The organism is Kitasatospora sp. NPDC059803, assembly GCF_042732255.1.
GTDB lineage: Bacteria > Actinomycetota > Actinomycetes > Streptomycetales > Streptomycetaceae > Kitasatospora.
Genome location: NZ_JBHWIJ010000284.1, coordinates 1 through 11,138 on the forward strand (window position 1 = coordinate 1; position 11,138 = coordinate 11,138).

The following is an 11,138-nucleotide window of genomic DNA, read 5'->3' on the forward strand; positions in this document are numbered from 1 at the left end:
CCCCCCCCCCCGGGCGCCGCCCCCCGCGCCGGGGCAGATGGGTGGTGGGCCGGGGGCCGGGCGCCCGCGGCGGGTCGCCCGGCGGGCTGCCCGGTGAGCTACTCGGCGGTCTAGTCGGTGGGCTCCAGGCCGGCCCGGATCAGCCCGTAGGTGTAGGCGTCCTCCAACGCCAGCCAGGAGGCGGCCACCACGTTGTCGGCCACCCCGACGGTCGACCAGGTGGACGTGCCGTCGGTGGACTCGATCAGCACCCGGGTCTTGGAGCCGGTGCCGTGCTGGCCCTCCAGGATGCGGACCTTGTAGTCCACCAGCTCGAACCGGGCCAGCGGCGGGTAGATCCCCTCCAGCGCGGTGCGCAGCGCCTGGTCCAGCGCGTTCACCGGGCCGTTGCCCTCGCCGGTGGCGATCCGGCGCTCCCCCTTCGCCCACAGCTTCACCGTCGCCTCGTTGCCGGTGAACCCGTTCGGGCCCTGCTCGCTGATGGTCCGCCAGGACTCCAGGGTGTAGAAGCGCTCCCGGCCGCCGCGCACCTCGTCGCGCAGCAGCAGCTCGAAGGAGGCGTCGGCGGACTCGTAGGTGTAGCCGAGGTTCTCCTGCTCCTTCACCTTGGCCACCACCCGGCCGGCCAGGTCCCGGTCGCTGGACAGGTCGTAGCCGAGCTCCTTGCCCTTGAGCTCGACCGAGGCGCGGCCCGCCATGTCGGAGACCAGCATCCGCATGGTGTTGCCGACCCGCTCCGGGTCGATGTGCTGGTACAGGTCAGGGTCGACCTTGATCGCGGAGGCGTGCAGGCCCGCCTTGTGCGCGAAGGCCGAGTAGCCGACGTACGGCTGGTGGGTGGAGGGGGTCAGGTTGACCACCTCGGCGATCGCGTGCGACAGCCTGGTCATCTCGGCGAGCCGCCCCTCGGGGAGCACCCGCCGGTCGTACTTGATCTCCAGCGCGCCGACCACCGGGAACAGGTTGGCGTTGCCGACCCGCTCGCCGTAGCCGTTGGCGGTGCACTGGACGTGGGTGGCGCCGGCGTCCACCGCGGCCAGCGTGTTGGCCACCGCGCAGCCGGTGTCGTCCTGGGCGTGGATGCCCAGCCGGGCACCGGTGACGGCGAGGACGTCGGCGACGGTCTCCCGCACGCCGGCCGGCAGCATCCCGCCGTTGGTGTCGCACAGCACCACCACGTCCGCGCCCGCCTGGTGCGCGGTGCGGACCACGGCCAGCGCGTACTCGCGGTTCGCCCGGTAGCCGTCGAAGAAGTGCTCGCAGTCGATGAACACCCGCCGACCCTGCGCGCGCAGGAACTCGACGCTGTCCCGGACCATCTCCAGGTTCTCGTCGAGGGTGGTGCGCAGCGCCAGCTCCACGTGCCGGTCGTGCGCCTTGGCGACGAGGGTGACGACCGGGGCGCCCGAGGCGACCAGCGCGGCCAGCTGCGGGTCCTCCGCGGCCTTGCCGCCGGCCCGGCGGGTGGCGCCGAAGGCGACCAGCCGGGCGTGCCGGAGGTCCAGTTCGGCGGCGGCCCGGGCGAAGAACTCGGTGTCGCGCGGGTTGGCCCCCGGCCAGCCGCCCTCGATGAAGCCCACCCCGAACTCGTCCAGGTACCGCGCGATGGCCAGCTTGTCCGCCACCGTCAGGTTGATGCCCTCCCGCTGCGCACCGTCGCGCAGGGTGGTGTCGAACACGTGGAAACTGTCGTCGGTACGGCTGACCTCGGTCATGACCCCTGGTTCTCCGTTCGGGGAGGTTCGTACTGCTCTGCCGGATTGCGAGTCCCGGCTCCACTGTCCAGCATCCCGCGCGCGGCTCCGGTGTCCCCGAGCCCCTTGTGGGGGCTCTCGGCCGGTCCGGAGGCTGTGTTCATCGGGGCGGTGCCCGAAAAACGAAAAAACCCCTCGCGGGTGCGAGAGGTCTGCGCGCGGGTCTGGACGCTGGTGGTCGCTCCGCATCGGGTCCTGCGGGAGCGGTCACTGCGGACCGGCGCGCCTGCTGCTAATCATCAGCGACAGCGAGGACACGCTCGCAGTCTGGCACACGTCCCGGCATCCGGCCCGCCCGTCTCGCGATGCGGAACAGGGCAGGCCGGAGCGGGTGCCGCCTCAGACGATCTTGTGCAGCCAGCCGTGGGTGTCGGGGGTCTGGCCGCCCTGGATGGCCAGCAGGGCCCGGCGCAGCTCCATGGTGGTCGGGCCGGGCTCGCCGGCGCCGACCGTCCAGTCGGCGGCGGCCGACTTGACCGAGCCGACCGGGGTGATGACCGCGGCGGTGCCGCAGGCGAACACCTCGGTGAGGGTGCCGTCCGCGTTGGCCTGCTGCCACTCGTCGGTGGAGATCTTCCGCTCCTCGACGGCGTAGCCGAGGTCGGCGGCGAGCTGGAGCAGCGAGTCGCGGGTGATGCCGGGCAGCAGGGCGCCGGACAGCTCGGGGGTGACGATCTTCGCGTCCTTGCCCTCGCCGAAGACGAAGTACAGGTTCATGCCGCCCATCTCCTCGATCCACCGGTGCTCGGCGGCGTCGAGCCAGACGACCTGGTCGCAGCCCTTCTCGGCGGCCTGGGCCTGGGCGATCAGCGAAGCGGCGTAGTTGCCGGCGCACTTGGCGGCGCCGGTGCCGCCGGGAGCGGCCCGGACGTACTCCTTGGACAGCCACACCGAGACCGGCTTGACGCCGCCCGGGAAGTAGGCGCCGGCCGGCGAGGCGATGATCATGAACAGGTAGGAGTTGGCCGGGCGGACACCCAGACCGACCTCGGTGGCGAACATGAACGGACGCAGGTACAGGCTCTGCTCGGGCTCGTTCGGCACCCACCCCTGGTCCTGCTGGACCAGCAGCTCGACGGCCTCGACGAAGGTCTCCACCGGCAGCTCCGGCATCGCCAGCCGGCGGGCCGAGGCCTGGAAGCGGGCCGCGTTGGCCTCCGGACGGAAGGTCGCGATGGATCCGTCGGCCTGGCGGTAGGCCTTGAGGCCCTCGAAGATCGACTGGCCGTAGTGCAGGGTCATGTTCGCCGGGTCGACCTCCAGCGGCGCGTACGGCGCCAGCTGCGCGTCGTGCCAGCCCACGCCCTCGGTCCAACGGATGGTGACCATGTGGTCGGTGAAGACCCGGCCGAAGCCGGGGTTGATCAGCCGGGCCTCGCGCTCCGCGGTGGGCAGCGGGTGGGCGGAAGGCTTGAGGTCGAACGTGATGGGCGCCTGGGTGGGCGTGCTCATGGCTGTTTCCTTCACCGTGGGGTAGGTCCGGGCCGCCACCGCCGGGTGCCCGCCGCGGCCAACCAGCACCGGAACGAACGCACAACGGCACGACCCACTGTCGATACTCGCATCCAGAGGGCCGTGCCGAACAGCTGCCCGCTCCTTGGGGAGCTGCAAGCTGCGGTTATGTGGTGCGGCCCGCCGGGCCGCGACCGTTGTCGGCCCCGGCCCGTGGGCCGGAGTCCGTCAAGCGGATCCGGCCCGTCAGCCGGCTACTCGGGTGACCAGCGCGTCGCCGACCGCGGAGGTGCTGCGGGTGCCGGTGCGCTCGGCCAGGTCCGCCGCGACGGCGGCCTCCACCCGGGCGGCCTCGGCGGCGAAGCCCAGGTGCTCCAGCAGCATGGCGACCGACAGCACGGTGGCCGTCGGGTCGGCCTTGCCCTGGCCCGCGATGTCCGGCGCCGAACCGTGCACCGGCTCGAACATCGACGGGAACTCGCCGCCCGGGTTGATGTTGCCGCTCGCGGCCAGGCCGATCCCGCCGGTGACGGCGGCGGCCAGGTCGGTCAGGATGTCGCCGAACAGGTTGTCGGTGACGATGACGTCGAAGCGCTCCGGCTGGGTGACGAAGAAGATCGTCGCCGCGTCGACGTGCAGGTAGTCGGTGGTGACCTCCGGGAACTCCCGGCCGACCTCCGCGAAGATCCGCGACCACAGGTGCCCGGCGTGCACCAGCACGTTGTTCTTGTGCACCAGCGTCAGCTTCTTGCGCGGACGCGCCTGGGCCCGGCGGTAGGCGTCGCGCACCACGCGCTCGATGCCGAACGCGGTGTTCAGGCTGACCTCGGTGGCCACCTCCTGCGGCGTCCCGGTGCGCAGCGAGCCGCCGTTGCCGACGTACGGGCCCTCGGTGCCCTCGCGGACCACCACGAAGTCGATGGTCGGCTCACCGGCCAGCGGGGACTTCACCCCGGGGAACAGGCGGCCCGGACGCAGGTTGATGTGGTGGTCGAAGGCGAACCGCAGCTTCAGCAGCAGCCCCCGCTCCAGCACGCCCGACGGCACGCTCGGGTCGCCGATGGCGCCCAGCAGGATCGCGTCGTGCGACTTCAGCTCGGCCAGCACGCTGTCCGGCAGGGTCTCCCCGGTCCGGTGGTAGCGCCGGGCGCCGAGGTCGTACTCGGTGGTCTCCAGCTTCACCTCGGCGGGAAGCACGGCACCCAGGACCTTGAGACCTTCGGCCACCACTTCCTGGCCGATGCCGTCACCCGGGACAACTGCGAGACGAATCGTGCGAGACATGCTCGGACCCTACTCCGGCGTCCCAGGGGCTGACACCCGGCGTCCACCATCCGGACGGGTCAGGTCAGGTCGATCTCGACGGGGAACGGCCGATCGACCTTCAACTGCTTGTGGTGGATCCCGGCCAGTCCGTAGGACCTGGTCGCCGGGTCCAGCTCGTAGACGTGCACCACCGGACGACCCTCGTCGCACTCGACGCGCCAGAAGTGACGGATACCGGCGGCCGCGTACTTTCGCGGCTTGACCTCGCGGTCACGCTCGCGGGATTCCTCCGAGACGACCTCGATCGCGAGCAACACGTGCTCGGCGGAGAACCCCGTCTGGAGGTAGCCCGTGTCCGACTCCTCATCCACCACGAGCAGGTCGGGCTCCGGGCGGTTTCGCCGGTCCAACGTGACCGTCATCTCCGGCCACACCTCCCAGCCCTCAGGAACCGCGCTCTCCAGCCCTCGTTCCAGCAGGCGCTTCGCCCGCACGTGGAACTTCGTCTGCGGACTCACGAAGATCAGGCTCCCGTCGATCAGCTCTGTGTGCGGCGGGAGATCAGGCAGCCGGTCGAGGTCCTCTGCGGTGTAGCCACCAGCAGGGGGCCGAATCCAGTCGGGGTACGGCGCGATGCTCATGGTTCCTCCCATACGGGCATCCTGGCGGCTCTCTCAGGCTACTCGGCAAAGCCTCCTCGGACGCCACCCCTTCGAGGGAGCGCGGGGGGCCTGATCCGCGCGGGGGGCGCGCTTAGGGTGGCGGGGTCCGGCAATCCCTCGCGGAAACGGGGTCGAGCAGCAGATGGGCGTGCGGCGGCGGGAGGTGCTGGTCTGCGGGAGTGCGGCCGGGCTGGCGGCGGGCGGGTACGCGCTCGCGGTGGGGCTGCGCGGGGTGTGGCCGACGGGGGCGGGCGAGGCCGCCCTGCCGTACCACGCCCACCTGTGGGACCTGCTGCACGGGCGGGCCGCCGGAGACCTCCTGTTCAACTGGAACAGCGGCTACGGCGTCCCGTTCCTCGCCGACTTCTTCGCCTACCTGATGAACCCGTTCTCCTGGCCGACCGCCCTCCTCCCCCGCGACCAGGGCCGGCTCGCGCTGCTCCTGGTCACCCTCGCCACCATCGGCCTCGGCACCGCCCTGATGGCCCACCTGCTCGGCCGGCTGCACGCCGGCCCGCACTGGCTGCGGGCGCTCGCCGCCGTCGGGTACGGGCTCTGCGCCTGGGTGCTCGACGTCGGCGGGGCGGCGCCGATGTGGCTCTGGGGCCTGGTCTCGCTGCCGTTGCTCGGCCTGGCCGCCGACTGGTGCCTGCGCGAGCGGCGCTGGGTGGCCGGCTCGCTGTGCGTCACCCTCGCCTGGGCCGGCAACCTGTACACCGCCGCGCTGGCCACCCTGATGGCCGGGCTGCTGCTGGCCGTCCGCCTGTTCGCCACCCCGCGGCCGTTGCGCCACCGGGTCCGGGTCACCGGGCGGGCCTTCACCATGGCCACCACCGGCGTCCTGCTCGCCTCGCCCGTGCTGTTCGTCGCCGTCCGGGCCGCGCACGGCGCCCAGCCGGAGTCCCCGGTGCAGCCGCTCGGCCCGTCCGGGCTCGGCGGGCACCTCTCGCAGTTGCTGCCCGCCACCCACGGCGGGCGGCCGCTGCCGGACGTCGCGATCGGCCTGCTGGGGCTGCTGCTGGTGTGCGGGTTGCCGTTCAACCGGCGGGTGCGGGTACGGGAGCGGGCGGTCTGGTGCGGGGCGCTGGTGCTGGTGGTGCTCAGCTTCGTCTGGACCCCGACCGTGCTGGTCTGGCACGGTCTGGCGATCCCGGCCGGTGGGCCGTACCGGGTCGCGTTCGTGCTCAGCGGCCTGCTGGTGCTGGCCGGCTGGGTGTCGCTGGCGCACCGGCCGGACCGGCTCACCCTGCTGGGCGGCGCCGCCGTGGTCGCGGTGATCGCCGCGCTGGCGGCGGGCCGGCACTCGGTCCGCGCCTCCACCTGGACGCTGCTGGCCGTCGGCGGGGTCGTCCTGCTCGCCGCGCTCTGGACCCTCGACCGTCGGCACACCGACCGCCGGGCCACCGCCCTGGCGACCTGGGTGCTGGCCGGCGCGGTACTCGGAAACGCCGTCTGGTCCGGGTACGCGGCGCTCGCCGCCGCCCCGGCCGACCCCGCCTCCCCCGCCGCCGTCCGGGCCGGGTACGCGGCGGTGCGCGACGGCGCCGACTGGCCCCGGGGCCGCAGCGACCCCGGCCCGCACGCCTTCACCACCAACGATCCGCTGCTGCTCGACGGCCAGGGCGGCGGCTACTTCAGCGGCTACCTGCCGACCGTCGCCGCCCTGCTGCTGCACGACCTCGGCGCGGGCTGGACGGCGGGCGGGCGGCAGACCGCCAGCGTCACCGACCCGGTCGGGCAGGCCCTGTTCGCCGTCCGGGCCCACCTCGACGACGGGCCGCCCCCGGCCGGCTTCACCCCCGGACGGGCCGCCGCACCGCCGCTGGTCACCGTGCTGCCGCCCGGCGCCCGGCCGGACACCTCCTCGGTCTGGTCCCGGCAGGAGTCACTGCTCGGCAGCCGGGTGTACGAGGCCCCGCTGCCCGTCCCGGCCGGCGGCCCGGCGCCCACCCTGCACGGCACCAGCGGCTGGTCGCTGCCCGGCGGCGCCGAGGGCACCGTCCTCACCGCGGCCTGCACCCCCGGCGGCACGGCCTACTTCCACGGCGTCTGGTACCGGGGCACGGTCAGCGGCCTCGGCACCACCTACCGCAGCGACGGCGAACAGCCCACCACGGCCGTCGCGATCCACCGGCTGGGGCCGGTCCCCGCCGACGGGACGGTCCGGGTGACCCTGCGCTCCGACACGGTCGGCCAGGTCCCGGCCCGTCCGATCGGCTGCCTGCGGCCCGGCGCCCTGGACGCCGCCGTCGCCCGTCTCACCGCCACCGGCGCGACCGGCGTGGCGGCCGGCGGGCACACCCTCGCCGCGACCCTCCCGGCCGGCTCCACCGGCACCGCGCTGCTGTCCGTCCCGGCCGCCGAGGGCTGGACCTGCGCGGCGGGCGGCGGCCGGTACGTCCCGCCGACGCCCGTCCTGGGCATGATCGGCGTACCGCTCGGTGCCGGCGCCGACCGCATCGCCTGTTCCTTCCGCCCGCCCGGTCTCACCGAGGGCCTCACCGTCTGCTCCGCCACCGCCGCCGCCCTCGCCCTGGTCGCCGTCTTCACCCGCTTCTCCCGCCGCCCGACCCGCGCCCCCCGCCGCACCCGCCGGCTCGCCGCCCAGGCCGCCGACCGAGGCTGAGGCGGCCGGGCCTGAGGCGGCCGGGCCGGGCACTGCCGACCGCCGGTGGCACCGCAAGTGGGCCCGCGCCACCGAGGCGCGGCACAACGCGCGAGGGGCGGCCCGCCAGGTCGGCGGGCCGCCCCTCGGACGGGTGCGGTCAGGGGAGGCTGATCACCTGGCTCCGGTGGGCGGCGGGGTTGAGGTGGTGGAGCAGGAGCAGGCGGGAGGTGTCGCCGGGGGTGCGGCGGATGTCGAGGACGGTGCCGGGCCGGACCGGGGTGGCGAGGGCCGCGGGGCCGCCGAGGCCGGCGCGGATGTCGACGGCGGGGTGCAGGACGTCGAGGGCCAGGACGGGGCGGGTGCCGCGCAGGCCGATGGCGGAGTAGGACTCGGCCGGGTCGGGTGTGCCGGGGGCGACGGTGCTGGTCCAGACGCCGTAGTGGATGGTGCTGTGGCCTTCCCGGACGCCCGGGAGGGCGCTCAGCCGGACGGGGAGGACGACGGCGTCGCCGTCCAGCAGGGCGGTGTCGGTGTCGCCCCAGTGGCCGTTGAGCGGCTGGACGTCGAGTTCGGCGCCGGTTCGGGCGTCCAGGGCGCGGGAGACGAGGACGTCGCTGTTGCGCAGCCGGTCTGCTTCGAGGATGACGTCGGTGGTGCCGTCGCCGTCGGTGTCCAGGGAGACCCGGACGCCGTAGAGCCCGACCGGGGTGGCGGCCGGGGCCCAGAGCTGGGCGCCCACGTAGAGCAGGTCGGAGCCGGTGGCGGCACCGACGACCCGCAGGTTGGCGGCCCGGTCGCCGGGGTGCTGGACGCAGACGTCCTGCGGGGGGTCGGCCGGCTCGGCGTCGTCGTCGGGCCGGATGCCGGCCCCGGGCCCGACGGCGGCTTCGCTGTCGGGCGGGCAGTCGGCCCAGCGGGTGCCTTCGCCGCCGAGGGTGAGGGCGGTGACGAGTCCGGGCCGGTTGCCGGGGGCGGCGCTGCCGCCGAGCATCAGGACGGTGCCGTCCCGGGTGGTGCGGGCGGCGGCGGTGGCGGTGAGGTCGGTGGCCGGGCGCGGGGCGGCGAGGACGGGGACGCGCAGTTGGGGCAGGGCCGGGTCGGTGACGGGGGTGAGCAGGACGCGGCCGGAGAGTTCGGCGCGGTAGCTGCGGGCCTTGCCGTTCTGCAGGGTGTCGATGGTGGGGTCGGGGGCGCGGCCCAGTTCCCCGGGGACGGCGAGGGTGACGTGCACCCGCGCGGTGCCGCCGGCCGGGACGTCGACCTGGTCCGGCGTCACCTCGAAGGTGGCGCCGGGCAGTTCGGTGGCGGCCGCGTAGCCGGTGCGGTAGCTCAGCGGCCGGTCCGCGTGGTTGCGCACCTCGATGTCGCGGCCGAGGGCGGTCGGCCCGGCGATCTCGACCGGCCCGTAGGAGACGCCGACGCTGCCTTCGGCCGCTCCGTCGCCGGCCGCGTAGGCGACGACGGGGGTGTGGACGGCCCGGTCGACCTGGGCGCGGCCGGCGCCGGTGCGCTCGGGGCCGTAGACCGGTCCGCCGTGGTCGTCGCCGAGCCAGGTGTCGACGGCGGTGTTCATGAGCGCGGCCTTGAGCTGTTCGACCGGCCAGTCGGGGTGGGCGGCGCGGACGAGGGCGGCGAGGCCGGTGATGTGCGGGGTGGCCATCGAGGTGCCGTCCTCGCGCTGGCCGCCGCTGCCGCTGCCGACGAGGGCGGACCAGATGGTCTCGCCGGGGGCGGCGAGGTCGGGTTTGACGATGCCGGGGACGCCGATGCCGCGGGAGGAGAAGTCGGTGAGGGTGTCGGTGCGGGCGGGCTGGTCCTGGGAGACGGAGCCGTGCAGCGGGTTGCCGGGGGCGGCGAGGCGGATCTCGACCGGCCCGGCCGCGGCGGCCTGCCGGAGCCGTTCGCCGTCGGCGTGGGCGAGCAGGGCGGCCGGGATTCGGTCGTTGCCGGAGATCTCGGCGAGGTGGTCGGTGTCGGCGGCGTAGAGGGCGCCGATCGCACCGGCGTCGGCGGCGTGGTCGGCGCGGGGGCCGGAGTTGCAGGCCCGTTCGGTGTCGCGGGTGCGCCAGGTGAGGACGGCGATCTTTCCGGCGAGCCGCTGCCGGTCGGCTTCGCTGTAGGCGGCGCAGCCGTCGGACTGGTCGGCGGGCAGGGCGAGTTGGCCGCTGACGTCGGCGCTGGACCAGCCCTGGTAGCGCTCGCTCCAGTGGGCCGGGACGACGCCGGCCAGGCTGGCGGGGGCGAGCACGGTGAGGCCGTCGGTGTCGCTGTGCGAGTCGACGGAGGCGGCGACGGCGATGGCCCGGGCGGCGGTGCCGGGGCTGCCGCCGATGCCGTAGACGTCGCCGTCGTTGCCGGCGGCGGCGACCACGACGGTGCCGAGGGCGGCGAGCCGGTCGACGGCGAGGGCGTCGGTGTCGTCGGGGTTGCCGAAGCGGCTGCCGAGGGAGAGGTTGACGACGTCGAGGCGGTCGCCGAGGTCACCGTCGCCGTTGGGGTCGGCGGCGAGGTCGAGGGCCTGGGCGAGCCGGTCGGTGGAGCCGTCGCAGCCGAAGACCCGGATCGCGTACAGCTGGGCGCCGGGGGCGGCGCCGGGGCCGACCTTGAACCCGGCGGGGTCGAGTCCGGGCCGGTAGGGGCCGGTGTACGGGTGGCCGTCGGCGGTGACGCCGTAGCCGGCGGCGGTGCCGGCGACGTGGGTGCCGTGCCCGTTGCGGTCGCAGTCGATCGGGTTGTCGCTGGGGTGCGGGACGGGCTGGTGGTGGGGGGAGGACGGGTCGGGGTTGTAGTCGTCGCCGACCAGGTCCTTGCCGCCGATCACCTTGGCGTTGGGGAACAGCTCGGGCGGGGCCGGCTTGCCGCGTTCGACGGAGCGGAAGGCGGCCTCGGTGCCGGGGCCGCCGAAGTCGGCGTGGGTGTAGTCGATACCGCTGTCGATGATGCCGATCCGCACCCCCTGGCCGGTGTTGCCGTCGCCGGTCGCGCCGGCCCAGACCTGCGGGGCGCCGATCAGCGGGACGGAGTAGGCGTTGTCCCGCTGTTTGCGGACGATCGGGTGGACGGCCCGGACGCCGGGCAGCGCGCGCAGGGCGGGCAGCCGGTCGGCGGGCGCGTTGACGGCGAGGCCGGTGAGCAGGGTGCGGGTGCGGTAGAGCTCGCCGGCGGTGGGCGCCGCCCGGTGGACGGCCGCGGCGAGCCGGTCGAGGGCTTCGCCGGCCTTGGCGCGCTGGGCGGCGCCGGCGTCGGCGGCCTCCCGGCGGGCGGCCTCCGGGGAGCGCTGGGCCCGCCGGGCCCCGTCGGCGGCGCGCCGCCAGGCGGGGGCGGCCGGCGCGGGGCCGGGGGGGGGGGGGGCGCGGGGGGGGGGGGGGGGGCGCGCGCGGGGGGGGGGGGGGGCGC

6 protein-coding genes are annotated in these 11,138 nt (G+C 75.0%); 1 reads left to right on the top strand and 5 read right to left on the bottom strand.

Annotation, left to right across the window (positions count from 1 at the left end; genetic code table 11):
- Positions 1-110 precede the first annotated feature (110 nt).
- The 4 genes from cimA to ACFV6I_RS32005 form a co-directional block, all read right to left on the bottom strand.
- Positions 111-1,715, bottom strand: coding sequence for a citramalate synthase (cimA, locus tag ACFV6I_RS31990; RefSeq protein WP_363378769.1), 1,605 nt, complete (start codon positions 1,713-1,715; stop codon positions 111-113).
- Between the two features lie 378 nt (positions 1,716-2,093).
- Entirely contained in the window at positions 2,094-3,206 is a 1,113-nt protein-coding gene (locus ACFV6I_RS31995; protein ID WP_063347722.1) for a branched-chain amino acid aminotransferase, read from the bottom strand.
- 246 nt (positions 3,207-3,452) lie between these two features.
- Positions 3,453-4,490, bottom strand: coding sequence for a 3-isopropylmalate dehydrogenase (locus tag ACFV6I_RS32000; protein ID WP_063347723.1), 1,038 nt, complete (start codon positions 4,488-4,490; stop codon positions 3,453-3,455).
- A gap of 59 nt (positions 4,491-4,549) precedes the next feature.
- On the bottom strand, positions 4,550-5,113 hold the full coding sequence (locus ACFV6I_RS32005; protein ID WP_380380431.1) for a Uma2 family endonuclease: 564 nt from the start codon (positions 5,111-5,113) through the stop codon (positions 4,550-4,552).
- Between the two features lie 163 nt (positions 5,114-5,276).
- Here ACFV6I_RS32005 and ACFV6I_RS32010 point away from each other — a divergent pair, with 163 nt between their 5' ends.
- Entirely contained in the window at positions 5,277-7,760 is a 2,484-nt protein-coding gene (locus ACFV6I_RS32010) for a YfhO family protein (RefSeq protein ID WP_380429088.1), read from the top strand.
- Positions 7,761-7,899: 139 nt separating this feature from the next.
- Here ACFV6I_RS32010 and ACFV6I_RS32015 read toward each other — a convergent pair.
- On the bottom strand, positions 7,900-11,138 hold a 3,239-nt coding region (locus ACFV6I_RS32015), incomplete at its 5' end, for a S8 family serine peptidase (protein ID WP_380429090.1).

Bases quoted from the DNA above. Each gene is read 5' to 3' on its own strand.
- ACFV6I_RS32010 (WP_380429088.1), top strand. From the start codon at position 5,277: ATGGGCGTGCGGCGGCGGGAGGTGCTGGTCTGCGGGAGTGCGGCCGGG.
- ACFV6I_RS32005 (WP_380380431.1), bottom strand. From the start codon at position 5,113: ATGAGCATCGCGCCGTACCCCGACTGGATTCGGCCCCCTGCTGGTGGC.
- ACFV6I_RS31995 (WP_063347722.1), bottom strand. From the start codon at position 3,206: ATGAGCACGCCCACCCAGGCGCCCATCACGTTCGACCTCAAGCCTTCC.
- ACFV6I_RS32000 (WP_063347723.1), bottom strand. From the start codon at position 4,490: ATGTCTCGCACGATTCGTCTCGCAGTTGTCCCGGGTGACGGCATCGGC.
- cimA (WP_363378769.1), bottom strand. From the start codon at position 1,715: ATGACCGAGGTCAGCCGTACCGACGACAGTTTCCACGTGTTCGACACC.